Raw genomic sequence first — 24804 nt, forward strand, 5'->3', positions numbered from 1 at the left:
GTCGTCGCCCCTACTGCCTGGTGAAGCGTTCCTTGAGGGCGTCCAGGCCGGTGGCGTAAATGGTGTCTCCGAAGTGCTTCTCGATCTCGGGGACGAGTTCGTCGGCGGCCTCGTACGTCGCGGCCCAGTGGATCTCGGTGCCCGCGTCGTGCGGGTGCGCGGACAGCGTGGCGACGTAGTCGGAGACGGGAACGGCGGATTCGTGGATGGCGTACCGGAGGATCCTGCGCGCGTCGTCCTTCTCCAGGAGCCGTTCCCGGATGACCACGCGGCCGTTGACGGAGAACGCCTGGATCGCCCCGGGCGTCTCGGGATCGGCGTCGTCCTCGATCACCGACGGCGGCAGCAGGGGGTGCCAGTCGGCGAGGCCGCCGAAGGTGCCGATGACCTGCCAGACGTCATCGGGGTCGGCGGTGACGACGACGGTGCGGGTGAGCACGTGCACGGACGGGCCTTCGGGGGCCGCGGCGCGTTCCTGGCCGTCCGCCGCTTCCCTCGACGGGCTCACCACGTGCCGTCGCCGCGCAGCACGGCGTCGGCGCCGCCGTCGATGAAGACGACCTGGCCGGTGACCAGGTGGTTCTCGGGGGAGGTGAGCCAGTCCAGGAGGGGAGCTATCTGCGCCGGCCGGGCGTGGCCGTGGAGCGGCATGGGGATCGCCTCGTCCACGATCTTGCGCAGGTCGGGGCTGGTCAGCATGGGTTCCGTCATGGGGGTGGCGACGGTTCCGGGGGCGATGGCGTTGAGGGGGATGCCGGCGCCCGCCCAGTCGGCGGTCACGGCGGTGCGGCGTACCCAGCGGGCGACGGCGGCCTTGGTCGATCCGTAGATCGCATAGCCCTCCCCCCGGTCGACCGCCGCCCGGGCGGCGGCCAGCGCCGCTTCCTCGTCGCCGGTGAGCGCGGCTTCGGCGACGGCCGTGTCGTGGGGGTGGACGGAGGCGACCGAGCTGATGACGACGGCGCGCGGGTCCGTACCGGCGGCCAGCAGGGGCCGCAGCCCTTCCAGGGTGGCGACCGCACCGAAGTAGTTGACGCTCACCACGCGCGGTGCGAAACCGGCGAGACCGGCGCTCGCGATCACGGCGTCGAGCCGCCCGCCGCTCAACTCGCCCGCGCGCTCGACGAGATGGGCCCGGCCGTCGGCGGTGGCGAGGTCCGCGACGATGTCGGCGTCCTTGAGGTCGGCGCCGATGACCGCGTGCCCCTGCTCCTTGAGCCGGGTGGCGGTGGCCTTGCCGATGCCGGAGGCGGCTCCGGTGACGAGGTAGGTGCGGGACATGGTCGGCTCCTTCGCTGAGGTTGCTGCTGATGCTGTTCGTTCGCGGGCGGAGGGTGCTCCTGCACAGGGGCACAGCTGGACGAATCGGGCGCGGATGCGCCGCCCCCCGATGGCCTGCCGCCGACCCGCTGCCGATCGATCGTGATCAGCATACGATTTTCTGGCATGTCGTGCCAGAAAATACGTCTGTGACAATGAAGCCCGAGGCGAAGCGCGGCGAGGAGCACACCATGGCGGCAGCACGGGGCCGTCCGTCCCTGACGGAACAGCGGCGCCTCCAGACTCGACTGGAGATCGCGGAGGCCGCGGCGACCCTGTTTGCCGACCGCGGCTACGACGCGACGACGGTCGAGGGCATCGCCGCAGCCGCGGGCATCTCGCTGCGCACCTTCTACCGCTACTGCCCGGCGAAGGAGGACGCCCTCACCCCCCTCTTCGCCGACAGCGTCGGCCAGCTCGTGGACGTCCTCGCGGCGCATCCGGCCGAAGCCCCGCTCAGCGCCGTCGTCGAGGCGTCCTTCGTGACGGCGACGGCCGAGCGGCGACTGGCGGACGCGGCGCGGGCCCGTCGACTGGTCCGCGTCCTCGGTACCGTCCCCGCCCTGAGGGCGCGTTGGCTCGCCGCGGGGCAGGAGACGCAGGAGCGGCTCGCGCCGGCGCTGGCGTCCCGCACGGGCGCCCCCGTCGACAGCCTCGAAGTGCGTCTGCTGACCGCCGCGGTGCTGAACGCCTTCACCGTCACCATGGAGTACTGGGCCTGGCAGGACGAGCCTGAGGAGTTCGCCGATCTGATGCGCCGCGCGCTGACGTTCCTGCGGCTCGACGAACTCCGGGCATGAACGGGTGTGAACAGGCGTGAGCGAGGGGCGACGCAGTAGGGGTTGACGATCGGTCCAAAGCTGGAAAGGCTGTCCAGCGTGCCTGATCAAGTAGCTCACTACGTCGACGAACGCTCCGGCCGCACCTACCCCCTCACCGACCCCCTGCGCTGGCGCGGCGACGACGGAGCACCGCTCTGCGTCGCCCCGCTGCCGGGCATCACCCGCGACGACGTGGACACCGCCCGCCGCTCGCTGTGGCGCTACCGCGCCGCCCTGCCCGCGCCGCTCGACGAGGCGGCGCCCGTCTCGCTGGGCGAGGGCTGCACCCCGCTGCTGGACGGCGAGTGGAGCGGCCACCCGGTCTCCTTCAAGACCGAGTGGTCCAACCCCACCGGCAGCTTCAAGGACCGCGGCACCAGCGTCCTGATCTCCTTCCTCGCCCACCACGGCGTCATCGACGTCATCGAGGACAGCTCCGGCAACGGCGGCTCGTCCGTCGCCGCGTACTGCGCCGCCGCCGGCATCCGCGCCCGGATCCTCGTCCCCGAGGCCACCTCGCCCGCGAAGGTCCTCCAGGCCCGTGCGTACGGCGCCGAGGTCGAGCTGGTCCCCGGCGACCGGGAGGCCACCGCGGCCGAAGCGCTGCGCCGCGCCGCCACCACCCCCTACGCCAGCCACAACTGGCACCCCTTCTTCCTCCAGGGCGTCAAGACCCTCGCGTACGAGATCTGGGAGGACCTCGGCTTCCGCGCCCCGGACGCCGTCGTCACCGTCGCCGGCGCGGGCAGCACCGTCCTCGGCTGCGACCTCGGCTTCGGCGAGCTGCTGGCCGCCGGCCAGATCGACCGACTGCCCCGGCTGCTGGTCGCCCAACCCGCCAACTGCGCGCCGATCCACGCGAGTCACCGTGCCGGGGTGGAGGCACCCGTGCCGTACGAAGCGACCCCCACCGTCGCCGAGGGCACCGCCATCCGGCACCCCGTACGCCTCCCCGAGGTGCTGCGTGCCGTCCGCCGCTCGGGCGGCGAGATGACCGCGGTCCCGGAGGCCGCGATCGAGGACGCGGTGCGCCGCCTCGCCGCGAAGGGGCTGTACGCGGAGCCCACCAGCGCCACCGCGGCGGCGGCCGTCGACGCCTTCGCCGCCCGCGGACTCATCGTGCCCGGCGAACGCACCGTCGTCGTCCTCACCGGCTCCGGCCTCAAGGCGGCGGGAGCGATGCAGCGCATCGTGAGCGGAGGGCGCGCGTCGTGAGCGACGAGGACGAACTCCTGCTGCGCGAGGCGGAGAAGATCGCCGGCGCGGTGGGGAAGATGTTCCCCGGCCTGTGCGAGGTGGTCCTCCACGACCTGCGGGACCCGGACCACGCCGTACGCGCCGTGGAGAACCCGCTCTCGGGCCGCCGCCCCGGCGACCCGGCGACCGAACTCGGCCTCGCCCGCCTGGCCGACCCCGACTTCCCCGACGTCGTCCAGAACTACCCGGGCCGCCTCCCCGACGGCCGCGCGGTGAAGAGCACGTCCATCGGCATCCGCAACGCCGACGGTGCGTACGTCGGCGCGCTCTGCCTCAACCTGGACGTGTCCCTCCTGACCGAACTCGCCGCCGTCGCCACCCGCCTGACCCGCACCGACGACCCCGGCCCCACCCCGCCGGAGACCCTGCGCCCCCCGGCGTCCGCCCTCCACGAGGCGGCCCGGGAGTACGCGGCACTCCGCGGCTGCACGCCCCGCGAACTCCCCACCCGCGACCGCACCGACCTGGTCCGTGCCCTGCGCGCACAGGGCCACCTGGACGTGAAGCACGCGACGCGCGTGCTGGCGGGCGTCCTCGGCGTCTCCCGCGCGACGATCTACAACGACCTGCGGACGCAGGACGCGCCATAGGCGAACCGGGGGACGCTTCGAGCAGCGTCCCCCGGCCGCGTACCTAAGGGGTCACCTCACGGGAGGTCGCCCCCCCCGGAGGTCAACAGGGCTTGGTGGAGCCGTTGTCCCGCAGATTGCCGTCCCAGATCCAGCCTTGGATGTCGGTGCCCTGGATCCGGGCGTGGGTCCAGGTGTTCCCCACCCCGTTCGTCATGTAGCAGTGGTAGGCGAGCAGCGAGGTGGTGTAGACCTGCGCGACGCTGCCACAAGCCTCGTGCGGGCCCTGTCGCAGCGGGGAGGTCTGCTTGACGCGCCCGGTGTCCCCGTCCTTGTTGGACCAGGAGTGGGAGCACGAGGCCGGACCCGCGTCGGCCGAGACCGCGGGCGTCGCCGCGGTCACCAGCCCTGCCATCGCGACCAGCGGCAGGACGGCGGCGAACAGGCGTTTGCGATTCTTCTGCATGGCTTCCTCCAGACATCGAACCGATTCCCAGCAGGACGGCCCGGCCTCATGCGAAAAGCCACGCAAGGCCCTTGAGCGCCTTCACCGCCCCGACTGGCGGGCCTACGTTAGGAGCTCCCGTGGACTGGAGGTTCAAGGCCATGCGCGAGGGTGTGACGCGGAACACGTCCCGGAGTGGACGGGGCGGGTGGAGCATCGGTGAACTGGCCGCACACGCCGGGCTGCCGGTGAAGACCGTGCGCTACTACTCCGACATCGCGCTGCTGCCCGCGACGCACCGGAGCGACGGGGGCCATCGACGCTACGAACCCGAAGCGCTCGACCACCTCCGGCTGATACGGCGATTACGGAGCCTCGGGGTCTCCCTCGCGGACATCTCGGAGGTCCTGCGCAACGGGACGTCGCTGGGCGAACTCGCGGCGTCCGAACAGGAGAAGGTCCGGGTGCGCCAGCGCGAACTGGCCTGGCGCGACGCCATCTGGCAGGCCCTCGGCGCCTCCCCGGGCCCCCAGCGCCCGCGCCTGCTGGACCGCCTCACCCGGGTGGAGTGCCCGCAGCGGGCGCACGCGGACCTGACGCGCGGCTGGCGGCAGTTGCTCCCCCCGACGCCACCGGGCTCCCCGATCGAGGCGATCGTCTCGTACGCCGCCCCCGCGCCTCCGGTGCACCCGTCCGTCCGACAGGTCCTCGCCTACGCCGAAATGCACGCGCTCGTCTCCGGCCTCGAACCGGGAAGGGCCCCGACCCGGCCGCCCGACGACCGACGCGGCGGACCCGCCGCGGTGTGGCCGAGCTGGGTCCGGGAGGTCTTCAGCAGGGCGCCGGACGTCGCGACCGCGACGAGGTGGTTGCTGCTGGGGCTCTCCCGTCACCACCTCCGCCAGCGGGAGGCGGCCGGCGGTGCGCCGGGCGAGTGGCACCCGGCGATCGAGCGCCAATTCGTCATCGGCCGCATCAGTCGGTACTCGCGGTGTGTCGCCGTCATGGCCGGTGGTCGCTGACCGTCGACCGCGCATGGGGAGCCCCGGTCAGGCTCCCGCGCGGCTCAGGCTCCCGCGCGGCTCAGGCTCCCGCACGGCCGGTGGCGTCCAGGGCCCCCTCGACGTTGTCGATCACCCTGCGCAGCACCTTCAGCGCCGCCACGTACTCGTCGTCCCCGATCCCCTCGTGCACCACGGCGCGCACCTCCGTCGCCAGCGCCCGCACCCGCAGCCGGGCGGCCTCGCCGGCGTCGGTGAGGCGGAGGCGCTGCTCGTCGTCGCCGCGGAGCCAGCCTCGGTGGAGCAGTTGGTCCACGGACCGTGCGATCTCGTGCGGACCGTCCGCCAGCGGCGTGAGCTGCGCGACCACCTCTTCGACGCTCGGCGCCACCGGTCCGCCGTCCACCCGGTTGAGGACCCAGTACTGCGGCTGCGTGACGTCGATCCGCGCCATGGCGTCGCGCAGCTGCCGGGTGACGACGGCGTGGGCGCGTCCGCTCCAGTAGCCGATGGGTTGGTTCGCCAACTCCTCATCGGTGGCGGCGGGGTTGGCGGGAGCCTGGTCGGTGGCGGAACTCGTCTGGTTCATGATCGCCAAGCTAATCGGGGGAGCGGGCGGATGGCCACGGGGCATCGCGTGATCGCCGACCGATCGCCGGGCAGACGCGTTTTTGCACCGCACTTGCCCGACCAGGTATCTTGCATCGCATGGAACCAGGTGATTCGACCAAGCAGGCCCGGGCAGCCGCCCAGCTGCGCAAGGGCGTGCTGGAGTACTGCGTACTCGCCCTGATGCGGGACCGCCCCCGCTACGGCGTGGAACTCCTCCACGCCCTGGAGGGCTCCGGTGCCCTGGCCACCAGCCAGGGCACGGTCTACCCGCTGCTCTCCCGGCTCCGCCGGGACGACCTGGTCACCACCACCTGGCAGGAGTCCACCGCCGGGCCGCCCCGTCGCTACTACGCGCTCACCGACAGCGGCCGGGCCGCGCTCGACGAGTTCACCCGCGTCTGGCCCGGCTTCCGCGACGCCGTCGACGCGTTCCTGACCACCCCCCACACCCGCACCGGAGACCTCGCATGAAGACCCCTGCCGCCGCCACCTCTGTCGACCTCGTACGCGACTACCTCTCCGCCGTCGAGCGCGAGACCTCCGCACTCCCCGCCGACCGTCGCCAGGAACTCCTCGCGGACCTCGCCGAACACATCGAGGTGACGCGCGCCGAGCGCCCCGACGCCGCGATAGGCGAGGTCCTGGCGGAGCTGGGGGACCCGCGCGCGATCGCGGCGACGGCGCTGGCCGAGGCGGGGAGCGGGAGCGGCGAGCCCGCTCCGGCCCCGGCCCGGCGCGGCAAGGTGCACCCCCTGGTCCCGCTCCTGATGCTCCCGCTCTCGCTGGCCTTCATCGTGGTCTTCCCCGACCAGCCCGGGCCGCTGTTCGGCGTCCTGTTCCGCATCGTCGGCGCGGTGCTCCTGTGCACCTCGGTCCACTGGACTGCCGTCCACAAGACCACCGGCGTCCTGCTCGCCGCGGTCCTGCCGACCGTCGTCATCGCCACCTGGAACCTCTCCAGCGGCGGCCCGACGGGCGACGGCCCGGCGCTCCTGGCCAACGTGACGATGCTCGCCCTGCTGGCCGCGGTGTCGGCGTGGCTCTGGCGGGTCCGCCGCGCCTGAGCCGCGGCCCAGCTCAGGCATACCGCGTTACCGCCTCGCCGGACCACGCGCGACGGAGCCCGCCTCGCTCACGTGAGGCTCCCGGCCGACGGCCAGGAGGGTGCCGGCGGGGTGGGGTGAGGCTTCGGCTGCGGGTGGCAGCTCGGTGTGGCTCCGGGTGAATCCGGCTGGTGCGAGGACCGCGCGTCATGGGCGAGTTCCCCGGGTATCCCGGGCCCGGACCCGTCGTCCTGGCGCAAGGTCCAGTGGAATCGGTTGGGCCCAGGCACCCCCATATCCTCGACACCGACGCACTCGCCACTCCGGAGGTATCCCGATGGCCAGCTCAGACATACCGGCCCGAGTCGAACCGCAGGCCGACCCGGCCGCAGCCTTGATGGAACGACTGACCGAGCAACTCGGCAGGGCCTCGGTGTCAGCCGTTTTCGGGGAACCCGTCACCAGCGACGGAGTCACCGTCATCCCGGTCGCCGAAGTCGGCTTCGGTTTCGCCGGGGGCACAGGTCCCGAGGCGGGAGCTGCCAACAACTGCGGGGGAGGAGCCGGCGCCCGCGCCCGCGGCTACATCGAGATCAGGGACGGCATCGCCACGTACAAACCCCTCCGGGCCCCCTGGGTGAACGTCGCCGTACCGCTCGCGGCCCTCCTGGCAGGTGCCGTCGCGCCCCTGCTCGTTCGCCGCCTCGCCAAACGCCGTGCTCGCTGACAGGCACGCCCTGGACGCGTTCTTGAACGAAGACCGAGCCCCGTACGACAGGTGGCGTACGGGGCCCGGGCGGTGCTTCGGGGGTTACAGCTGGGTGTCGCGGGCGAGGGTGATGAGGCCCGCGAAGGCGGTGGGGGAAAGCATCAGGACAGGGCCGTGGGGGCGCTTGCTGTCGCGGACGGGGACCGTGCCGGTGGCGGTCGCGTGGTCCGGTGCCCATTCGACGCACGTACCGCCGTTGTCGCTGTAGGAGGACTTGATCCAACGAGTGGCCGGGAGGGGGGCGCTGGTCACGGGGTGCCCTTTCGTAGCTGTTTGATCAAGGCGACGGATTCAGCCTGGGAGAGCGCGTCGGTCTGCACCTGATGGTAGTTCTTCACCAGGGGGAGGACAGAGGTCAGTTCGCGGTCCAAGTGGCCCGACGTCTGTGACTCGACGTAGGAGACGATGGAGCGGTCCGCCTGCGTCAGCAGGTTCACCGACCGATTGAACGGCCTCCGCGCTCCCATCGAGTAAGGAGCGATGTGCAGAGCAGTGTTGGACTGGTCCGCGAACTCGATCAGCCAGTCCAGCTGCTTGTTCATCACCGACGGACCCCCGATGGGGCGGCGGACGCAGCTCTCGTCCAGCACGGCGATGATCAGTGGCGATGGCGTCCGCACGAGCGCGGCTTGGCGCTCTATCAAGTACTCGACCCGCTCCGCCGCCTTCTCTGGCTTGATGTCGCCCCGCTCGACCGCGCCGTTGTTCAGCTCTGCCGCGTACTCCCGCGTCTGGAGCAGTCCCGGGATCACTCCGACTTCGAACAGCCGGACCTCCGCGGCGTTTCCCTCCAGCGCCAGATACTCCGGGAAACCCTCCAGCAAGCTGCCGTTCTTGATCTCCCGGTACGCCCGCTCGAACGACTGCCTCGTGTCGGCGAGTTCGAACACCTTGTCGGCGTTCACCGAGCTTCGAAGGGTTGGAGGCTTGCGGCCAGTTTCCATCGCTGAGATGTGCTGGCTGGAGTAGCCCATCTGTTCGCCCAGGTACTCCTGCGTCCAGCCGCGTTCCTCGCGTGACGTGCGTAAGCGCGCGCCGAACGCTTCAACGGGGCCTGCTTCAGGGTTCAACTGCTTTCGGTTCACCACAGCGCATCAGATCCTTCATTCGCTGTTGCCCAGTTGAATGGTTCTCCGACCCTAGGCCAACCTGATGGCACTTGGTAGTGGTTTCGCTACAGAGAGGAGCGCCTGTGTCCGGGTTGCCCCAGGATGCCCTGGCCAAAGGGGCTGTTGTTCATGACCGCGTCACCAAAAAGACAGGTGTCGTGATGGCCCACGACGGCGCCCGGTACTACCTCCGGCCCCGCAAGGGCGGCATCGAGTGGACCGCGCGGCGTGAGGACTTGAGCGCCACGCTCTCCGACGTGCTGCGGCCGGCCGTCGCCGCACTGAACGCCGACAGCCGAACGGGGGCGGCCCCGTGATCGGGCGCGAGCCGTACGCGAGGCAGCACCGTGGGGCGTACGTCGTGCAGCCGCAGAGCTGGAGCCCGCACCCCGTCCCCTCCGAGGGTGTGGACGTGACCGTCAGGTGTGTGTCCGGCCACCCGGAGTGCGGCGTGCGGATGCCCGACGCAGGCGGTCTCGCGGAGAACGACCACGAGTACGCCGGCGACTGGATGGCGTACCACCTCACGACGACGGGCCACGCGCTCTACTCCCGCACCGTCCACGACACGGTCCAACTGCGCCCAGACGGCGCCGCCGCCTAGCGCCGCCCCGGACCACCCCAACTCCCGCTGTCGCTACGGCAAGGGGAAAACGAAGCGACAGCGGGTCCAGCCCCTCCTGACCGGAACTGCCCCGTCCGGCCAAGAGGAAGAGGAGGCGCGCCCTGTTACCCGCCTCCTGGCCCCAGCCGTCACAACCTCCCGCACCCGGACGGCTGGGGCCGCCCCTGATTCACCAGCCGATCCCTGGAGACCCGGCCGACCGCCGTCCTGACCGCAACTCGTCCCGCATGGGTTCGATCGGGCCCGAGGAAGACGTTCATCACGGTCTCAGCTCAGGGGTTCAGCCAGCTCCGGGATGTACCGGACGTCCTTGAGGGGCGCGGTGGGCTGTGCACCGAACTTTTCCACGACGGTGCCGCTGGTGCCGGCGTGCACGACCTGGAGGGCGACACGGGTGTCCTGTTCGCGCAGGTCGATCCGCACGCGGGGGGAACCGCCTTCGGGCTTCATGTCCACGATCCGCTCGTCGGGGTATCCGGCGCGCTTGAGTGCGGTTCGCACCTCGGCGGTGTTCTCGCCCGTGCCCTTGAGGGCGGTGGTGATGTGCGCGGCGAACTTGTCCGCGTAGCAGATCTCGGGCTTGGTGAGTGGGACCGGCTTCAGGAGGTTCCCGTCGGGCATGGGCGGCACGGGGTCGTCGGTTGCGGGCGGATCGGCGGGGGCGGGGTCGGCGGGCAAGGGGACGCGGTCGCCGTGCTTGCCGGCGGGCTTGCTGGAGGGGCCATGGGGGACGGTGGGGACGTCGCTGGGGCCGAGGGCCTTGCCGGCCTTGGTGCCGTCCAGCGGCGGGCAGCCGTCGGTGAGCTTGAGGGACAGCTTCATGAAGTCAAGCTGCGGATTGTCGGCGTCCCGGCCCTCGGGTACGGAGGCGACATTGTTCATCTCGATGGTGGTGGCCGGGCGGGTGCTGGAGCAGGCGGTGAGGGTGAGCGCGCCCAGAGCGAGGGCGGCTGCGGTGTGTGCTATTCGGGGCATGACGTCAACTTACGGTCGCGCACCGGCATGGCCCTGAGTACGCGTACTCATCTCGAAGCGGACGAGTTGACTCGCGTCGCAAGGCGACCAACTCGCCACTGAACAAAAGGCGTTCAACAAGGTGATCCTTGGCACCCACGGTGTCTCCGAGCGTGCCAACGCCCTGCTCAAGGTCACCTTCAAGGCCCTGCGCCGGGTCTGCCTCGACCCCGGCAGCATCACCCGGATCACCCGGACCGCCCTCGTCCTCCAGTTGGAGCACGGCCGCACCGCCGCCCTCGGCACGGCCACGATGTGCGGCCGACATTGCGGCGGTGCAGCCGTTGACGGTCACGCGCACGAGCGCCGATGGCGGTGGTGCGCAGCAGCGAGACGGTCCCTGTTGCGGGTGATGGTGGAGTAGAGGTGGGTTCGGCGGCCGGCTTGCGGGGGCGTTGGCCGTTGGGGCCGACCGGTGGGCGGGTGGTGCCGTAGAGCCACGGCCGGAAGACGTCGTCCAAAGGACGCGAGTGGAGGCGCTCGGCGTACGCGGTGAAGGCGGCCGTGGTCGCTTCCGTATCCGGTTTCTGTGCCGTGACCCACCCGCGCAGGATGCGGAAGAAGGTGTCGTCGCCGACTTTGGTGCGGAGCGCCTGGAGGGTGAGTGCACCGCGGGTGTAGACGGGGAACGAGAGGAAGCCGTCCGGGTTCGGTATGGCCGGAGCCTCCTTCCAAACGGGGTCGTCCTGGGGATACTGGTCGTATTCCTGCTGAGCCAGTTCCGCTGCGGTGCCCAGCCCCGAGTGTTCCGACCACAGGAATTCCGCGTACGTCGCAAATCCCTCGGACAGCCACGCGGCGTCCTCGGCGGGCGCGACCGCGTTTCCGTACCAGTGGTGCGCGGTCTCGTGCGCGACCATGGAGGGGTTCGCGCCGTCTGCGAAGTAACTGCCGCCGTAGATCGGTCGGGTCGCGGTCGCGACCACGTTGTTGAATGCCTTGTCGACCACGCCGCCCACGGCTTCGTACGGATATGGGCCGAACCACCGTGACAGCGTCTGCGCGGCTTCGGCGGTGCGCTCCACCGAGGCACGGGCCGGGGCTTCCAGCGCGCCGAGGTCCTTGCCGTACGCGTTGAACACGGGTGTCCCATCCGGTCCGCGGGACTTCGTGAGGCTGTAGTCGCCGATGGCGAGCAGCGCCGTTTCCGTCGGCAGGGGCGTCTTGCTGTACCAGGACCACCGGTCGCCGTCGGACGTGACGGTGGGGCTGCCTCGGCGCAGCGTGCCGTTGGACACGGCCGTCAGGCCCCTGGGGACGAGCACGGACACGGACCGGGTCGCCCTGGCGGCCGGGGTGAGGGCCGCGGGATGCCACCAGGCGGCACTGACCACCGCCAGCGCGCCGGTCGGCGTGCGGATCCAGCCCCAGCCGCCGTCGCCCGCCGGATACGCGGCGGGAGTGTCCCGGTAGTGGACCGCCACGAGTAGTTCGTCACCGACGCCCGCGGGAGTTTTCGGGGTGATGGTGAGGGTGCCGTTGTCGGAAGTGAACGCCGCGGGCTTGCCATTCACATGGACCGATGAAACCCGCAGCCGGAATCGCAGGCGGAATGTCGACAACGTGCGGACCGCGACACCCCGTATGCGGGTCGAGCCGGTCAGAACGCCGGAATGCGGCTGGTAGGCGAGATTGATGTCGTAGTGCTTGACCGCGAGATCAAGGCTCGGCATTGCGTCGGATTCCTGCGCGGACGCGTTGGGAGCCGAAAGGGACAGCAAGGGAGTCGAGACCACGGCTAGTTGGGTGAAACGCCTCCGTGAAAGCACGATGATCTCCTGCTCAGTGGGCAAGGCGTCGGCATCTGCCGAGCCATTGGTAAGGGACTCGGAGTCCTCTGATCGATCACCCTAGAGAGGAAGTTCATCACGGAGCGGGCTTCAAGAACATGTTGATCAAAAACTCATCCGGCTCTCACTTGCCGAGTGATGCCGTGGATGGGCCGATCGGCGAACCGCCCGCGCGGAAGGGGGCAGGCCCGGAAGGGAAGCTCCGGAGAGCAGGCAGGCGGGCCCGGCACCGGGGCGGGCGAGTGACGCCGACCGCGTCAGGACGGTGCCGCGTAGCAGCGGACCTGCACCGTACGGTTCGGCCACTGTCGGTCGACCGTGGCGAGGAGTTCCCAACCCAGCCGCTCGTACAGGGCGGCGGAGGGGTGGGAGGCGATGACGTCGAGGACCGGGTGGAGGTCGTGGAGCCGGGCCTCCGTGACGACGTGGTCCATCAGGAGCGTGCCGATGCCGTGGCCGCGCGCCTCGGGGGCGACGAAGAGTCGGCTGACGACGGCGGTCGCGCTCTGCGGGCCGTGCCGCTCGGTCCAGAGCGCCGGGGCCGCGTCGGCGCCGTCGCCCCGCGACAGGTTGACGTGGCCGACGATGCGGCCGTCCAGCTCGGCGACCCAGGAGCCGATCAGGGGTCCGCTGGACAGCCAATCGCCCGGCTGGGCGGGCCAGTTCATGGGGTAGCCGTCGGTCCGATGTGTCTCGGCGAGGACGCGTACGCACTCCGCAACGTCGTCGTCAGTCCGCTGCCGGACCTTGCGGCTCGGCTTCCCGTCAAGCGCCCCGTACGCTTCGCTGTTCACTCCGGCATGGAAACACAGGCCACAGCAGCACATCCAGTCACTTTTGCACCGCTGCCGATCGGACTCAGTCGAGGCAGAACACGTTTCCCTCCTCGCGGTCGGTGTGCCAGCGCTCACGCGTTCGGGGGACCTGGGGCTCGTTGGTCTCCGCCTCCGTTCCGTGCCCGGTAGGACGGCCTGATGGGAATCGGAGACCGTCATCAGAAGAAGGACGTCGAGGCGGCGCTGAGACGGGCGGAGGACGCCGGGCTCAAAGTGACGCACAAGGGGAACGGGCACACCTGGGGCGTCGTCATCTGCTGTCCTTGTGCGCAGCACACCACGGTGTCCTGCACGCCCAGGAGTCCGGGCAACGAAGCGAAGAAGATCGACCAATTCACCGAGAGGCACCGGAACTGTGCGTAGCTGGTACTTCAACCTGGTCCTGGACGCTCCGCTCACCGAGGAGCAGAAGAACACCTTGGACCACCTCGACCGCTTCCACGAGGGCGGCATCGGGCTGGAAGAGGGGCCGGGCTACTGCGGTTTCCTCTGCGTCGTCGATGCCGAAACGCTCACGGAGGCCGTCGCGGACGCCCTGGACCGCTTCGCAGACTTCCCCGGGGTCCTGGTGCGCAGCGTGCTGCTGGACCACGTCGACCTCGCAGCGAACGGCATGGCGACTCCCGCCGTGGTTCCCGCGCCTTCGTCGGTCGACGGGTCCTGACCCTTCGGCCGACTCAGTCGAGGCAGAACTCGTTGCCCTCGACGTCCTGCATCACGATGCACGAGTCCGTCCCGTCGTACAGGAGCCGTTCGCGGACCGCGCCCAGGGGGAGCAGGCGGGCGCACTCGGCTTCGAGGGCGGCGAGGCGTTCTTCGCCGACGAGGCCGGTGCCGACGCGGACGTCGAGGTGGACCTTGTTCTTTGCGACCTTGCCTTCGGGGACGCGCTGGAAGAAGAGGCGCGGGCCCGCACCCGAAGGGTCGAGGCAGGCGAGCCAGGAACCCTCGTCCTCGGGGAAGTGGGAACGGTTGAAGTCGGCCCAGGTGTCGAAGCCCGACGGCGGCGGCGCCACGACGTAACCCAGCACCTCGCACCAGAAGTCGGCCACGCGCTCGGTGTCCGCGCAGTCGAAGGTCACCTGGAACTGCCTGATCGTTGACATCGGCGCACCCTAACAGCGCGCCCCGGGGGTGCTCATCCGACTTTTCGCGGGCCCTACGAGTAGGTGCACCGGGCGTCGGGGTTCCGCGTGACGTCGATGACGTCGTCGAGCCGGTCGCGCACGGCGAGCAGGTCGGTGATCCGCAGGTCGATGCGTGCGCGCTCGGACACCAGTTGGTCCAGGAGGTCCGGGGACGCTTCGCCCGTGTCCACGCAGGGCAGCACCTCGCGGACCACTCGGCTCGGGAGGCCCGCCGCGTAGAGCTGCTGGATCAGGCGGACCCGGCTGACGGCGGTGTCGGGGTAGTGGCGCTGGCCGCCGGGGGTGCGGGACGCCTGGAGCAGGCCGTGCTCCTCGTAGTAGCGCAACGCCCGCACGCTCACGCCCGCCTTCTCGGCGACCTCTCCGATCCGCACCGGTCCTCCTCCGCCCCGGGCGGCTCGCCCGCCCGACTTGCACCTGACGCCGACGTCAGGTTTTGGCGTAACGGTCGGCGTCGGCACTCGCCGAGCATCCACGAAAGGCAGGACGTCATGCGCGCAGCCCGGTACCACCAGTACGGCGGGGTGGAGACCCTCGTGGTCGAGGAGGTGACGGACCCGCGCCCCGGGCCCGGTGAGATCCGCATCGAGGTGGCGGCGGCCAGTGTCAACCCCGTCGACTGGAAGGTGCGCTCCGGCGCGGTGCGCGAGGTGCTTCCCGTGGACCTGCCCGCGATTCCCGGGCGGGACGCCGTCGGCGTCGTCGACGAGATCGGCGCGGGCGTGCAGGGGGTACGCATCGGGGACCGCGTCTTCGGACTGGGCGGCGTCACCGGGGCGACGGCGGAGCTGGCGGTGCTCTCCGCCTGGGCGCCCGCGCCCGCCGAGTGGAGCGACGAGCAGGCCGCCGGCGCCGGGCTCGCGGCCGTGACCGCGCTGGGCGGGCTGAAGGTGCTCGGGCTCCTCCAGGGGCGCACCCTGCTCGTCGAGGGCGCGGCCGGGGGCGTGGGCAGTGCCGCGGTCGAGTTCGCGGTGGCTCGGGGCGCCACGGTGATCGGAACGGCCAGCGAGCGCAACCACGCGTTCCTCACCTCCCTCGGCGCCGTACCCACGACGTACGGCGCCGGGCTCGCGGAGCGCGTCGCCGCCCTGGCTCCGGGCGGTGTCGACGTGGTGCTCGACGCGGCGGGCTCCGGGTCCCTGGTCGACCTCGTCGCGATCGCGGGCGACCCCGCTCGGGTGTCGACGATCGCCGACCACGCCAACGCGCAGCGCCTGGGCGTGCACCTGGTGAACGCGGCGAACGACTCCGCGCTCCTGGCCGAAGCGGGCGAACTCGGCCGGCAGGGCCGCTACACGCCGCGCGTCGAGCGGACGTACCCGCTCGATGCGATCGCGGAGGCGCACGCGTACTCCGCGCGCGGACGCACGCGGGGGAAGGTCGTGGTCAGCATCTGAACGCGAGGCTGGAAGCGCCCCGCGGCCGACGCCGCGGGGAGCCCGCGCGCAAGGCGTCGTACGGAAGTCCTCAGCCGGGGAGGACCGGGATCAGCGCTGCCACCCCCAGGCAGACGAGGCCCAGCACCGAGATCCGTAGGGAGTGGGCGACCAGGCGGTGCTTGCGCCAGGCGATGCGGGACATCGCGACCAGCTGTTCGCTCAGGGACTCCAGCGCGTCCGCGCCCCGCAGCGCCGCCGGTAACTCCCGTGCGTCCCAGAGACGGAGCGCACCGAAGTAGAGGAGCCCGCCGGGCTGCACCGGTTCCGGCAGACGGGGCACGACCGCCGACAGGGCGAACAGGGACGCCAGCATCAGCAGTACGGCACCGGCGTACAGCAACGCCTGGGACAGGACGGTCTCGTCGTGCGGCGGGCTGCCGAGGCGGGCGACGGCGACCGCCGCCAGCGCCAGTTCCGCGCTCAGCGCGATGGACGCCTTCGCGTCACCGCGGGCCGTGACCTCGACGATCGACGCGTGGACGTTCCAGGCCGTGGCGAGCACGGTGTCCGGGGCGGGGTCGGCTCCAGTGGCCCCGGCCCCGGCCCCGGCCCCGGCCGATGCCGAGGTCGAGGCCGAGGCCGAGGGTGAAGGAGTAGGGGCAGGGGTAGACGTGGACGTGGACCGCCGCTGATCGTTCGTGACCATCTGAATTCCCCTCGGGCGCATTCGGGCGCATTTCGATGCACGGCGCGACTGTCTTTCGTGTGCGTTCCTTTGTGCGCCCATGCGACGGGGTTTTGTAGGTCAACTGCCGCACAAACGCTGTGATCTCGCTCTACAGTGGGGACCTTTCAGGGGGAAGTCCATGTTCGACGGATTCACACCGGAACACCTCGCCCTGCTCCGCGGCGCCGGAGTCCCCGCGGCCTGGCCGCGCGGCGGGGTCCTGATGAGACAGGGCGAGCCCGCCGACCGCGCCGTACTGATCGAGACGGGCGTGGTGAAGATCGTCTCGGAGTCCGCCAACGGCTACGTCAGCCTGTTGGCGCTGCGCGGTGTGCACGACCTCATCGGCGAGTTCGGCTGTCTCGACGACACCGTGCGCTCCGCGTCGGTCGTCGCCATGCGGCCGGTGCACGGGTTCGTCATCGCCGCACCCCGCTTCTGCGCGCTGATGGAGGAGAACGGCGCCCTCGCCCTCTCCATCCTGCGCAGCGTCATCAGCAGGCTCAGGCACGCGGACGACCAGCGCGCGGCCCTCGGATCGAGCACCGCGGTGGTGCGGGTGGCGCAGGTGTTGTTGGAGTTGTCCGAGCGGCACGGGACGCCGGCACCGCGCTGGGCGCCGAGGGCCCGGCACCTCAAACTCACCCAGCAGGAGCTGGCCTCCGCCGCCGGCACGTCCCGCGAGTCCGTGGTGCGCACCCTGCGCGAGCTCCACCAGCACGAACTCGTCGAGACGGCGCGGGGCGCGATCGTCGTGCTGGATCCCGAGGGCCTCGAATGGTGGGAACCGGAAGGGGATTGAGCGTTTTTCTGCCGCATCTGAGGCAGAACGAGCCACCCCTTCACCGGTATTCATGAGGGCACGGCAGTCGTCGCCGGCAATTCGGGGGCGCCGCGACGACTGCCGCTCAGCGAGAAGGGAACAGGACGACGAACATGGGTGCCCGACCCCTCCACTATTCGATCATGGTGCTGGATCTGGAGCGATTCGGCAGCCGCACCAATCCCGAACAGGAACGGGCGCGCAGCGCCCTGTATTCCGTGGTCGAGGAGGCGCTGAAGGACGCGGACGTCATGCCGCAGCACGTCGCCGGCGTGGGCGACCGCGGCGACGGCGGTTTCTGGCTGTTCCCGTCCGGCGTCTCCAAGGTCGACCTCACCGGCGACGTCGTGGAGCGGCTCCAGACGCGGCTGCGGTCGTACGCCGCGGAGCCCGGCGCCGAGCCGCTGCGGCTGCGGGTCGCGCTGCACGCGGGCGAGGTGGCCCGGGACGAACGCGGCTGGGTCGGTGCGGACTTGAACACCGCCTGCCGGCTCGTGGACCTGGACGACCTGCGGCGCGCGCTGGCCGCGGCGGACCGCTCGGCGCTGGCCCTCGCGGTGTCCCAGGCGTGGCACGACGCGGTGGTGCGGCACGGGTATCCGGGGCTGGAGTCCTCGGCGTTCCGGCCGGTGGTCTTCCGGGAGAAGGAGGTCGACTCCCGAGCGTGGATCCGGGTGCCCGGGTACGGCGCACCGCCCGGGCTCGGGCCCGTGTCGGCGAACCCGACGGAGGCGGAGGAAGGGGCGGAAGGGGCGGACGAGCCCGCGTCCGCACAGCAGGCCGAGCCGGGCAGTCGGTTCGCGGGCGCGGTCTTCCACCACGTGGGGCGGTTGTACGGCGGGGACCACCACGAGGTCGTCAGGGGTGACGGGACCGGGAGGGCCGAGCGGTGATCGTGCGCCAGGTCCGGGAGCAGGGCGGGAACGACAACCCGAGGGGGCGGGCGGTCGGGCGGGAGCGGGACGGCAGGGCCCCCGCCGACCGGGGCGAGGCGGCCCCGCCCGAAGCGCCCGTCCGGCCGGCCGCCCCTGGCGGGGGCGGTGGCGGGGGGAGGGACGACAACCCCAGGGACAACCCCAGGGACAACCCCAGGGATCGGGATCGGGACAGAGACCGTGACCGTGACCGTGACCGTGACCGGGATCGCGATCGAGATAGAGGACGGGACCAGGACCGGGGACGGGACCGGGACCGTGATCGGGACCGTGATCGGGGCAGGGACAGGGACCGCGATCGGGACGGCGGCAGGGAACGCGATCGTGACCGGGACAGGGATCGGGATCGTGACCGCGAAAGGCCCTCCGACGGCACCCCCGAAGACGCCACCGACGACGGCACGTCGGAACCCGCCCCCGAAGCCCGCCCCGACCGCTCCGCCGAGCGCGACATGGCCGACTTCCGCCGCGGCCTCGCCGCCGTCGCCGCCTCCCCCGGCACCACCGAGGAACGCCTCGGCGCCGAACGCGAGGCCCGCGCCCTCCTCTCCCGCCTCTCGCGACAGACCCAAGGAGCCCGTACCGACGTCCGCGCCGACCGCGTCTACGGCGGCGACCACATCGAGGTCGTCATCGGCCAGGGCGAACGCGCGGTCCGCGCCCACCAGCTCACCGAGGAAGCGCTGGACCAGTGCCGGGCCACGTACGTGCCGTCGCGCCGGGCCACCGACGGCGGCCCGTTCGCCGGGCCCGACCCGTGGCGGCTCGTCCTGCTCGCCGGCCGGCAGGGCAGCGGCAAGTACGCCGCCGCCTGCCACCGGCTGCTGGACCTCGGCCACCGTCGGCTGCACCGCCTGGAGTCCGGCGCCGACCTCACCCGTCTCGACGTCTCCGCGCTCACCCGGGGCGACGGCTACCTGCTGCCCGACCTGCCGGAGGCCGTGGCCCAGCGCACCCTGTCCGCGTTCGAACTGCAACGCGTGGCACGGGCCCTGGCCGCGCACGACTGCCGTCTCGTCGTGACCCTGCGCGAGGAGGCCGTGCCCGCGGACCTCGACCTCGCCGCGTACGTCCAGTGGGCCGACGCGCCCCCGGACCCCTGGGACGTCTTCGCCTCCCATCTGCTCTGGCGGCTGGGGCCCGCCCGCGCCGGGCGCGGGCGGGAGCTGCTGGCCAGCGCGGAGGTGCGGGAGCTGGTCAACCACCAGGCCACCGCCGTGCCCGGCCGCAGCCTCAGCAGCGCCGCCGAAGCGGCCCGGGTGCTCGCCGCCACCGACGGGGAACCGGCCCGCGCCGCGGCCGACGCCGCCGCCCGGCTCGACCCGCGCCAGGGCTTCGAGGACTGGTTCACCGGCCTCGCCGACCTGCACACCCAGTGCCTCGCCGTGTCCGTCGCCGCCTTCGCGGGCGAGGCGTACGAGACCGCCGACGGGCTCGCCCGCGCCCTCAAGGAACTGCTGCAACAGCCCGAGACCCCGGACCACCCCGACCGGCCGCGCAACCACGTCGTCGGCGCCACCCGCGCGGTGCGGCTGCGCCGGCTCCACGCAACCCTCATCGACACCGAGGTCGAGGGCCGGTACGGCGAGACGCCCGCGAAGGCGGTCCACTACCTCGACCCCGACGTGCCGCCCCGGGTGCTCCAGACCGCCTGGGAGGAGTACGACGACATCCGCGCCGCACTGCCCGGCTGGCTCCAGACCTGCGCCGGCCACGAACTGCCCACGGTGCGCGCCCGCGCCGCCGTCGTCGCCGGCTTCCTCGCCGGGCTCTCCTTCGACACCCTGCGCTCCGGGACGCTGACCCCCTGGGCCGCCAGCACCTCGCCGCAACTGCGCGAAGCCGCCGCCACCGCGCTGCGCACCGCCGCCGAACACCCCGGCCTCGTCGGGCCGGTGCGCGACCTGGTGCGGGCGTGGGCGGCGGAGCCCGTCGGCACCCCGTACCGGGCCGCCGCGGCCCGCGGCTTCTTCGCACTGCTGCGGGAGGAGGACCGCGGCGGCGGCGAGGCCGTCGCGCTGCTGCACGAACTCGCGGGGGAGCCCACCGCGGCCGTGGCGGAAGCGATCTGCGTCAGCGTCGCCGAGTACCTGTCCCACGGCGGATCCCGTCACGAGCGCACCGCGCTGGCCCTGTTGCGGCACTGGGTCGCGCTGCGCGACCCGGAGCGGCGCACCGTGGGCGAGTTGGCGTTCCTCTTCGCCGCGGCCGACCTGCGGCAGGAGATGCCGGCGGGCCGCGGCCGGCCGCGGGGCCGCAAGTGGCCCCGGCTGCTGGCCCTCGCCGCGGCCGACCCGGTCCGCCAGCGGGACGTCGCCCGGCTGTGGGAGGCGGTGCTGTTGTCGCCCGAGCCGCAGGCGACCGCCGCCGCGGTGCTGCGGGAGTGGGCCCGCGCGGTGAACGACGACCCCCTCGGCCGGCGGTCGCTGGCGCGGCTGCTGCGGGCAGCGGCGTCCTCGCCGCGCGCCGGCCGCGTCATCCGCCACCACGTGCGCGCCTGGCAGTACGAGGACGACAAGGCCGCCCTCACCGCCGCGCAGGTGGAACACGTCCTGGACCAGGTCCCGTACGACCTCGGAAGCGAGGAAGCGCTGTGAGCAGCAACGAAGCCAAACCCCAGAGGGACCGCGCCAAGACGGCCAAGAATCTCGTCAACGGGCCGCTGGAGCCGCGCTCGGGCGGGCGGAACGCCGTACCGCGGCCCGGTCTCGCCCAGGTGTACTCGCTGGAGAACGGCGAGCCGGTCCTCCTGGACCGCCGGCCGTCCCTGTGGGACTCGGGGCGCTACCACTACCGCTACGAGGTCGACGTCACCGACCAGTCCACCCGGTGGCGCGAGCAACTGCCCAGCGGCACCGCCGGCTTCGACTTCACCGTCGACATCTCCGCCGCGTGGCGGGTGACCGCGCCGCTGGAGGTCGTACGGCGCGGCATCGTCAGCGTCGAGGACGGCGCCGGGCTGGTGCGCGGGGCGGTCACCGCGCTGGCGCGCGCCCGGGTCAAGCAGTTCGACCTGGAGGACTTCTCCGCCGCGGAGGAGGCCGCCGGCCACGTGCTGCGCACCCAGGCGCCGGTGCTCCGCAGCGGCATCACCGTCCTGGGGTGCCGGGTGCACGTCACGCCCGGCGAGCAGGAGACGGCGACCTTCCGCGGGCGCCGTGAGGACGTCTGGCGGCACGACCGGGACGTGCGGGAGGTCGGGCACGAGCGGCGGGTGACGGAGCTGCGCGCCGAGGCGCTGCGGGCGGCGGCCCGCGGCGACGGCGGGATGATGCTGCACCTGATCGCCCAGGACCCCTCCCAGCTGCGGGACATCCTCCGGGAGATGGCGGAGCGCGAGGACGTCTCGCTGGAGCACCGGGTGCGGACGATCCAGGCGTGCGTCGACAGCGGCGTGCTGCTGCCGGCGGAGGGGTCCGAGTTCCTGTCGCGGCTGTTCGAGCGGCAGATGTCGCCGGGGGCGGACGCGACGCTGACCGTACGGGACGGGCGGCTGCCGCTGCCGGGTGCGGTCGACGGGCGGACGATCCGCGGTGCGGGGGCACCGCCCCCGCCGCTGCCCCCGCCGCCCGCCGCGGCCCGGTCTGCTGCGGCCCCACCGGCCCCGCCCGCCCCGGCTCGGTCCGCTGCGGCCATGCCTTCCGTACCGCCCCAGCCGCGGCACCGCCCGACGGTCGGCGCCGCGGACGTGGACGACGCGGCGGCGGACGAGGCGCCGGGGGACGGGCCCGGAGCCGGGTCGGGGTCCGGGCCCGGTGACGGCGTCGTGGGCTGGCGGACGGTGGGCCGGCCGAACCGTTCCGGCCCCGGGGCGGACGCGGGGGACGACGAGGCCGTATGACACACGGATTCGGCGGACGAGGCGGCTTCGACGCGGACCGCGGACCGGCGCCGCGGGCGCAGCTCCCGCGCGGCGAAGGGCCACCGTCAGAGGGGCCACCGCGCGTGGGGCCGCCGGTCCGACACCCCGCACCGATGCACGCGGCCGGCCCCGACCGCATCAGGCGCGCCGAACGCCGCCGCCGCGCGTCGCGCTGGCTCGGCGTGGTGGTGCTCTGCCTGTGCCTGATCACCGTGGGCGCGGTGGTCTGGCGGGTGACCGGGCTGGTGGGCGGGGTCTTCGCGTCGATCGTCGTGCTGGCCGTGTACGTGGTGATCGACGAGTTCCAGCGCAAGGACGTTCCGCCCGGTGCGGACCGAGCACCGGGGAGGCCCGCGGAGATGTGGCCGGCGCACGTCGACCCGTACCCCCAACGTCCGGTGCACGGCCCGGCGTACCCGCAGCACCACCCCGCTCCCCGGGTGCCCGCGCCCGTACCGCCGCAGGCCTCGCCGCCCCCGGCCGCTCCGCCGCCGGTCCCGGAGCGTCCGCCGCAGGGCCCCGCCTGGCCGCTGCCCGGGGTGCGGCTGCCGGCGCCGCTGCCCCCGTCGCCGCCACCGCCGCGGCTGCACCGCACGTCGAAGACGTCCGCGCTGCCCTGGCGGCTGCCCGCCGCGCCCGCGCCGCCGGCGATGACCGCGGACGCCGCGACCGTCGGCGACCTGGAGGTGCGCGCCGCGTCCCTGATCGGGCCGGGCCACCGCAGCGACCCCACGCACGCGGGGCCGCGCCAGGACGCGTACCGCCTCGGGCGCGACGGGCGCTCCGCGCACCTGATCGTCGCCGTCGCGGACGGGATGTCCGACAGCGCGCACGCCGACGTGGCCGCGGCCGTCGCCGTGTCGACCCTGGTCAACACCCTGCGCCAGCGCCTCGACGAGGGCGACGGGCCCCGCACGCTGGACGCCGGGCAGGTCTTCCTGGAGGCGGCGCAGCAGGTGTACGCCGCCGCCGAGCAGCGCGGCTGGAGCGACGAGGACGTGCGGACGGTCGCCCTCGCCGCGGTCCTGCCCACCCGCCCCGACCCCGACGGCCGGCGGACGCTCTGGCTGGCCCGGGTCGGCGACCCCTCCGGCTGGTTCCGGGGCACCGACCGCTGGAAGCCGCTGTTCGCAGGGAAGGAAGGCGGCTTCGACCGCGGGAAGCTGCGGCACTTCCTGCCGCACACGCCCCAGCAGGCCGAGACCCGCCGCATCGACGTCGGGCGCGGCGGCCTGCTCGCCCTGACCACGGACGGCGTCGGCGACGCCCTGGCGCAACTCCCGGTCGCGGCCCGCTGGTTCCACCGTCAGTGGGCCCACCCGGTGACGGCGCACGACCTGCTGCTCCACATCGGCTACGAGGCACAGCAGCGCAACGACGACCGGACGGCGGTCCTGGTGTGGTGGCGGCCGTCGGGGGGACCGCGATGAGCCGCACACCCGACGCGAACGGCGCGAACGACGTCCATCACACGAACGAGATGAACGAGACGAACGACACGAACGGCGCGGGGCGCAGCAGGAGCAGCAAGAACGGCCAGCGCGGGACCGGTTGGTCGATGAGCCCGTTCGCGCCGGAGACCGCCCGCTCCGGGCTGCGGCTGGCGGACGCCAGCCTCGGCGAGGGCGGCGAGTCCACCGGCGTACGGGAAGTGGTCGGCCACCCCGGCTGGGTCGCCAAGCTGTACAAGGAGCCCCTGGCGCAGGACGAGGCGGAGACCCTGACCCGGCTGATCGATCTGCCGGCCAAGATGAGCTGGGATGAAATGCGCCTGGTGGACCGCCACTCCGCGTGGCCCGTCGCCCGCGTCACGGACCGCGGCGGCACCGTGGGCGTGATCATGCCGCGGATCCCGGACGCCTTCTACGTGCGGTTCGCGTACGGCGAGGGCGGCCGGACCGAGCCGAAGGAACTCCTCCTCGACCACCTCGTGCTCCAGGACGCCAAGTTCACCGCGCTCGGCCTCGACCCGCCGTCCGCGGCGCGCCGCCGCTCGACCGCGGCCCGCTTCCTGACCCTGGGCGCGCTGATGGAGCGGTACGACGTGGTGTACGGCGACTGGTCGTACCGCAACGCCCTGTGGAGCCAGCAGAACGGCGACGTCTTCCTGATCGACCTGGACTCCTGCGGCATCGAGAGCCGGAAGTGGATCAGGTCGCACCACTGGGAGGACCCGCTCTTCCCGCAGGGGACCCCGCTCACCACGTACACCGACCGCTACCGGATGGCCGTGCTCACGCTGCGGGTGCTCACCGGGACCCGCGGCGATCCGCGCCGGGCGCTGGAGGGCCTCGCGGAGCAGCGGGCGGACGACTCGGAACTCGTCCCGCTGCTGCGCCGGGCGGTCACCACGGGTCAGCCGAGCGAACGCCCCAGCGTGTTCACGCTGTTGTCGGCGATCCAGGTCCGGCCGCAGGGTGCGCCGCCGCCCGCCGCTCCGGGGACCACGGGCACCAGGACCGGCAGCGCGAACGTCAGCGGCTGGCGCGACGTGCTGCCGCCCGTCCCCAAGCCCGTGCGCCCCCCTGAGCCGGCACCCGTCGCCGGGGCGGCCGACCCGGACCCCGGCACCACGACCGGTACGGGAACGGGCGCGGCTCCGCCCGCCCCGCCGAAGCCGGCCCCGGGCTGCGCCATCGCCTTCTTCATCGTCCTCGGCGCCGTCCTCGTCCTCGTGCTCCTCGCCGTCCGCTGACCGCCACTCACCACCGCGTCACCA

Annotated in this window: 30 protein-coding genes and 1 pseudogene; 19 read left to right on the plus strand and 12 right to left on the minus strand. The window is 72.6% G+C overall.

The window, feature by feature from the left end; all coding sequences use genetic code 11:
• Positions 1–10: 10 nt before the first annotated feature.
• Both AB0E05_RS31045 and AB0E05_RS31050 read right to left on the minus strand, forming a co-directional pair.
• On the minus strand, positions 11–508 hold the full coding sequence (locus tag AB0E05_RS31045) for an SRPBCC family protein (protein ID WP_361969763.1): 498 nt from the start codon (positions 506–508) through the stop codon (positions 11–13).
• The gene (locus AB0E05_RS31050) at positions 505–1281 is read right to left on the minus strand and encodes an SDR family oxidoreductase (RefSeq protein ID WP_361969766.1); all 777 of its coding nucleotides are present in this window, start codon (positions 1279–1281) and stop codon (positions 505–507) included. Before AB0E05_RS31050 ends, AB0E05_RS31045 begins: the two co-directional genes overlap by 4 nt.
• A gap of 194 nt (positions 1282–1475) precedes the next feature.
• On the opposite strand from AB0E05_RS31050, the gene AB0E05_RS31055 reads away from it, so the two are divergent.
• The 3 genes from AB0E05_RS31055 (at position 1476) to AB0E05_RS31065 (ending at position 3988) form a co-directional block, all read left to right on the plus strand.
• Positions 1476–2120, plus strand: a complete 645-nt coding sequence (locus AB0E05_RS31055; protein WP_361969870.1) for a TetR family transcriptional regulator — start codon at positions 1476–1478, stop codon at positions 2118–2120.
• A gap of 78 nt (positions 2121–2198) precedes the next feature.
• Complete coding sequence (locus AB0E05_RS31060; RefSeq protein ID WP_361969769.1) at positions 2199–3356, plus strand: pyridoxal-phosphate dependent enzyme; 1158 nt, start codon at positions 2199–2201, stop codon at positions 3354–3356.
• A complete protein-coding gene (locus AB0E05_RS31065; protein WP_361969772.1) occupies positions 3353–3988 on the plus strand; it encodes a PAS domain-containing protein in 636 nt (211 codons plus the stop codon). Before AB0E05_RS31060 ends, AB0E05_RS31065 begins: the two co-directional genes overlap by 4 nt.
• A gap of 82 nt (positions 3989–4070) precedes the next feature.
• Here the strand turns inward: AB0E05_RS31065 and AB0E05_RS31070 are convergent, their stop codons facing one another.
• On the minus strand, positions 4071–4433 hold the full coding sequence (locus AB0E05_RS31070) for an SH3 domain-containing protein (RefSeq protein ID WP_361969775.1): 363 nt from the start codon (positions 4431–4433) through the stop codon (positions 4071–4073).
• A gap of 119 nt (positions 4434–4552) precedes the next feature.
• Here AB0E05_RS31070 and AB0E05_RS31075 point away from each other — a divergent pair, with 119 nt between their 5' ends.
• A complete protein-coding gene (locus AB0E05_RS31075) occupies positions 4553–5434 on the plus strand; it encodes a MerR family transcriptional regulator (RefSeq protein ID WP_361969778.1) in 882 nt (293 codons plus the stop codon).
• A 61-nt stretch (positions 5435–5495) separates the two neighbouring features.
• Here the strand turns inward: AB0E05_RS31075 and AB0E05_RS31080 are convergent, their stop codons facing one another.
• Positions 5496–6002, minus strand: coding sequence for a MarR family winged helix-turn-helix transcriptional regulator (locus tag AB0E05_RS31080; protein WP_361969781.1), 507 nt, complete (start codon positions 6000–6002; stop codon positions 5496–5498).
• Positions 6003–6121: 119 nt separating this feature from the next.
• Here AB0E05_RS31080 and AB0E05_RS31085 point away from each other — a divergent pair, with 119 nt between their 5' ends.
• From AB0E05_RS31085 to AB0E05_RS31095, 3 genes are all read left to right on the plus strand, one after another.
• The gene (locus tag AB0E05_RS31085; RefSeq protein ID WP_361969784.1) at positions 6122–6496 is read left to right on the plus strand and encodes a PadR family transcriptional regulator; all 375 of its coding nucleotides are present in this window, start codon (positions 6122–6124) and stop codon (positions 6494–6496) included.
• Positions 6493–7089 carry a hypothetical protein gene (locus AB0E05_RS31090; RefSeq protein ID WP_361969787.1) on the plus strand — a complete coding sequence of 199 codons (597 nt, stop codon included), beginning with the start codon at positions 6493–6495 and terminating at the stop codon, positions 7087–7089. The genes AB0E05_RS31085 and AB0E05_RS31090 overlap by 4 nt, the downstream gene beginning before the upstream one ends.
• Before the next feature lie 316 nt (positions 7090–7405).
• A complete protein-coding gene (locus AB0E05_RS31095) occupies positions 7406–7795 on the plus strand; it encodes a sporulation protein (protein WP_361969790.1) in 390 nt (129 codons plus the stop codon).
• A gap of 84 nt (positions 7796–7879) precedes the next feature.
• Here the strand turns inward: AB0E05_RS31095 and AB0E05_RS31100 are convergent, their stop codons facing one another.
• A complete protein-coding gene (locus AB0E05_RS31100; RefSeq protein WP_361969792.1) occupies positions 7880–8089 on the minus strand; it encodes a DUF397 domain-containing protein in 210 nt (69 codons plus the stop codon).
• On the minus strand, positions 8086–8925 hold the full coding sequence (locus AB0E05_RS31105) for a helix-turn-helix transcriptional regulator (RefSeq protein ID WP_361969795.1): 840 nt from the start codon (positions 8923–8925) through the stop codon (positions 8086–8088). Before AB0E05_RS31105 ends, AB0E05_RS31100 begins: the two co-directional genes overlap by 4 nt.
• A gap of 182 nt (positions 8926–9107) precedes the next feature.
• Here AB0E05_RS31105 and AB0E05_RS31110 point away from each other — a divergent pair, with 182 nt between their 5' ends.
• Together AB0E05_RS31110 and AB0E05_RS31115 are read left to right on the plus strand one after the other, a co-directional pair.
• A complete protein-coding gene (locus AB0E05_RS31110) occupies positions 9108–9263 on the plus strand; it encodes a hypothetical protein (protein ID WP_361969798.1) in 156 nt (51 codons plus the stop codon).
• Positions 9264–9358: 95 nt separating this feature from the next.
• Complete coding sequence (locus AB0E05_RS31115; RefSeq protein ID WP_361969801.1) at positions 9359–9550, plus strand: hypothetical protein; 192 nt, start codon at positions 9359–9361, stop codon at positions 9548–9550.
• 288 nt (positions 9551–9838) lie between these two features.
• Here the strand turns inward: AB0E05_RS31115 and AB0E05_RS31120 are convergent, their stop codons facing one another.
• The gene (locus AB0E05_RS31120; RefSeq protein WP_361969804.1) at positions 9839–10546 is read right to left on the minus strand and encodes a hypothetical protein; all 708 of its coding nucleotides are present in this window, start codon (positions 10544–10546) and stop codon (positions 9839–9841) included.
• An 82-nt stretch (positions 10547–10628) separates the two neighbouring features.
• Here AB0E05_RS31120 and AB0E05_RS31125 point away from each other — a divergent pair.
• A pseudogene (locus tag AB0E05_RS31125) lies at positions 10629–10817 on the plus strand (transposase family protein); the annotation flags it as partial.
• On the opposite strand, the gene AB0E05_RS31130 reads toward AB0E05_RS31125, so the two are convergent.
• The gene (locus AB0E05_RS31130; protein WP_361969873.1) at positions 10774–12258 is read right to left on the minus strand and encodes a M1 family aminopeptidase; all 1485 of its coding nucleotides are present in this window, start codon (positions 12256–12258) and stop codon (positions 10774–10776) included. The pseudogene AB0E05_RS31125 and the gene AB0E05_RS31130 overlap by 44 nt on opposite strands.
• Positions 12259–12632: 374 nt before the next feature.
• The gene (locus AB0E05_RS31135) at positions 12633–13169 is read right to left on the minus strand and encodes a GNAT family N-acetyltransferase (protein WP_361969807.1); all 537 of its coding nucleotides are present in this window, start codon (positions 13167–13169) and stop codon (positions 12633–12635) included.
• 180 nt (positions 13170–13349) lie between these two features.
• On the opposite strand from AB0E05_RS31135, the gene AB0E05_RS31140 reads away from it, so the two are divergent.
• Both AB0E05_RS31140 and AB0E05_RS31145 read left to right on the plus strand, forming a co-directional pair.
• Positions 13350–13574 carry a hypothetical protein gene (locus AB0E05_RS31140; RefSeq protein ID WP_361969809.1) on the plus strand — a complete coding sequence of 75 codons (225 nt, stop codon included), beginning with the start codon at positions 13350–13352 and terminating at the stop codon, positions 13572–13574.
• Complete coding sequence (locus AB0E05_RS31145; protein WP_361969812.1) at positions 13567–13875, plus strand: hypothetical protein; 309 nt, start codon at positions 13567–13569, stop codon at positions 13873–13875. The genes AB0E05_RS31140 and AB0E05_RS31145 overlap by 8 nt, the downstream gene beginning before the upstream one ends.
• Positions 13876–13888: 13 nt before the next feature.
• Here the strand turns inward: AB0E05_RS31145 and AB0E05_RS31150 are convergent, their stop codons facing one another.
• Together AB0E05_RS31150 and AB0E05_RS31155 are read right to left on the minus strand one after the other, a co-directional pair.
• Entirely contained in the window at positions 13889–14317 is a 429-nt protein-coding gene (locus AB0E05_RS31150) for a VOC family protein (RefSeq protein ID WP_361969815.1), read from the minus strand.
• 53 nt (positions 14318–14370) lie between these two features.
• Positions 14371–14733, minus strand: a complete 363-nt coding sequence (locus AB0E05_RS31155; RefSeq protein WP_361969818.1) for a MerR family transcriptional regulator — start codon at positions 14731–14733, stop codon at positions 14371–14373.
• Between the two features lie 117 nt (positions 14734–14850).
• Between AB0E05_RS31155 and AB0E05_RS31160 the strand changes: the two genes are divergently transcribed.
• Positions 14851–15756, plus strand: coding sequence for an NADP-dependent oxidoreductase (locus tag AB0E05_RS31160; RefSeq protein WP_361969820.1), 906 nt, complete (start codon positions 14851–14853; stop codon positions 15754–15756).
• Between the two features lie 70 nt (positions 15757–15826).
• On the opposite strand, the gene AB0E05_RS31165 is transcribed toward AB0E05_RS31160, so the two are convergent.
• Positions 15827–16300, minus strand: a complete 474-nt coding sequence (locus AB0E05_RS31165) for a Pycsar system effector family protein (protein WP_361969823.1) — start codon at positions 16298–16300, stop codon at positions 15827–15829.
• A gap of 304 nt (positions 16301–16604) precedes the next feature.
• Between AB0E05_RS31165 and AB0E05_RS31170 the strand changes: the two genes are divergently transcribed.
• The 6 genes from AB0E05_RS31170 to AB0E05_RS31195 all read left to right on the plus strand — a co-directional run bounded on the left by AB0E05_RS31170 (position 16605) and on the right by AB0E05_RS31195 (position 24780).
• Positions 16605–17267 carry a Crp/Fnr family transcriptional regulator gene (locus AB0E05_RS31170; protein WP_361969826.1) on the plus strand — a complete coding sequence of 221 codons (663 nt, stop codon included), beginning with the start codon at positions 16605–16607 and terminating at the stop codon, positions 17265–17267.
• A 134-nt stretch (positions 17268–17401) separates the two neighbouring features.
• Positions 17402–18181 (plus strand): hypothetical protein, encoded by a 780-nt coding sequence (locus AB0E05_RS31175; protein WP_361969829.1) that lies wholly within the window; start codon positions 17402–17404, stop codon positions 18179–18181.
• A 494-nt stretch (positions 18182–18675) separates the two neighbouring features.
• Positions 18676–20820 carry a hypothetical protein gene (locus AB0E05_RS31180; RefSeq protein ID WP_361969832.1) on the plus strand — a complete coding sequence of 715 codons (2145 nt, stop codon included), beginning with the start codon at positions 18676–18678 and terminating at the stop codon, positions 20818–20820.
• Positions 20817–22064 (plus strand): hypothetical protein, encoded by a 1248-nt coding sequence (locus AB0E05_RS31185; protein ID WP_361969835.1) that lies wholly within the window; start codon positions 20817–20819, stop codon positions 22062–22064. The genes AB0E05_RS31180 and AB0E05_RS31185 overlap by 4 nt, the downstream gene beginning before the upstream one ends.
• A 134-nt stretch (positions 22065–22198) precedes the next feature.
• The gene (locus tag AB0E05_RS31190; protein WP_361969838.1) at positions 22199–23515 is read left to right on the plus strand and encodes a protein phosphatase 2C domain-containing protein; all 1317 of its coding nucleotides are present in this window, start codon (positions 22199–22201) and stop codon (positions 23513–23515) included.
• A complete protein-coding gene (locus AB0E05_RS31195; RefSeq protein ID WP_361969841.1) occupies positions 23512–24780 on the plus strand; it encodes a hypothetical protein in 1269 nt (422 codons plus the stop codon). Before AB0E05_RS31190 ends, AB0E05_RS31195 begins: the two co-directional genes overlap by 4 nt.
• Positions 24781–24804: the final 24 nt, after the last annotated feature.

The sequence above is a fragment of the Streptomyces sp. NPDC048057 genome (assembly GCF_040653095.1).
GTDB lineage: Bacteria > Actinomycetota > Actinomycetes > Streptomycetales > Streptomycetaceae > Streptomyces.

What these genes read in the sequence shown, in the direction of transcription:
- AB0E05_RS31160 (WP_361969820.1), top strand. Translation starts at nt 14,851, where the DNA reads ATGCGCGCAGCCCGGTACCACCAGTACGGCGGGGTGGAGACCCTCGTG.
- AB0E05_RS31130 (WP_361969873.1), bottom strand. Translation starts at nt 12,258, where the DNA reads ATGCCGAGCCTTGATCTCGCGGTCAAGCACTACGACATCAATCTCGCC.
- AB0E05_RS31170 (WP_361969826.1), top strand. Translation starts at nt 16,605, where the DNA reads ATGTTCGACGGATTCACACCGGAACACCTCGCCCTGCTCCGCGGCGCC.
- AB0E05_RS31120 (WP_361969804.1), bottom strand. Translation starts at nt 10,546, where the DNA reads ATGCCCCGAATAGCACACACCGCAGCCGCCCTCGCTCTGGGCGCGCTC.
- AB0E05_RS31175 (WP_361969829.1), top strand. Translation starts at nt 17,402, where the DNA reads ATGGGTGCCCGACCCCTCCACTATTCGATCATGGTGCTGGATCTGGAG.
- AB0E05_RS31050 (WP_361969766.1), bottom strand. Translation starts at nt 1,281, where the DNA reads ATGTCCCGCACCTACCTCGTCACCGGAGCCGCCTCCGGCATCGGCAAG.
- AB0E05_RS31150 (WP_361969815.1), bottom strand. Translation starts at nt 14,317, where the DNA reads ATGTCAACGATCAGGCAGTTCCAGGTGACCTTCGACTGCGCGGACACC.
- AB0E05_RS31070 (WP_361969775.1), bottom strand. Translation starts at nt 4,433, where the DNA reads ATGCAGAAGAATCGCAAACGCCTGTTCGCCGCCGTCCTGCCGCTGGTC.
- AB0E05_RS31095 (WP_361969790.1), top strand. Translation starts at nt 7,406, where the DNA reads ATGGCCAGCTCAGACATACCGGCCCGAGTCGAACCGCAGGCCGACCCG.
- AB0E05_RS31190 (WP_361969838.1), top strand. Translation starts at nt 22,199, where the DNA reads ATGCACGCGGCCGGCCCCGACCGCATCAGGCGCGCCGAACGCCGCCGC.
- AB0E05_RS31195 (WP_361969841.1), top strand. Translation starts at nt 23,512, where the DNA reads ATGAGCCGCACACCCGACGCGAACGGCGCGAACGACGTCCATCACACG.
- AB0E05_RS31110 (WP_361969798.1), top strand. Translation starts at nt 9,108, where the DNA reads ATGGCCCACGACGGCGCCCGGTACTACCTCCGGCCCCGCAAGGGCGGC.
- AB0E05_RS31085 (WP_361969784.1), top strand. Translation starts at nt 6,122, where the DNA reads ATGGAACCAGGTGATTCGACCAAGCAGGCCCGGGCAGCCGCCCAGCTG.
- AB0E05_RS31140 (WP_361969809.1), top strand. Translation starts at nt 13,350, where the DNA reads ATGGGAATCGGAGACCGTCATCAGAAGAAGGACGTCGAGGCGGCGCTG.
- AB0E05_RS31080 (WP_361969781.1), bottom strand. Translation starts at nt 6,002, where the DNA reads ATGAACCAGACGAGTTCCGCCACCGACCAGGCTCCCGCCAACCCCGCC.
- AB0E05_RS31090 (WP_361969787.1), top strand. Translation starts at nt 6,493, where the DNA reads ATGAAGACCCCTGCCGCCGCCACCTCTGTCGACCTCGTACGCGACTAC.
- AB0E05_RS31055 (WP_361969870.1), top strand. Translation starts at nt 1,476, where the DNA reads ATGAAGCCCGAGGCGAAGCGCGGCGAGGAGCACACCATGGCGGCAGCA.
- AB0E05_RS31180 (WP_361969832.1), top strand. Translation starts at nt 18,676, where the DNA reads ATGGCCGACTTCCGCCGCGGCCTCGCCGCCGTCGCCGCCTCCCCCGGC.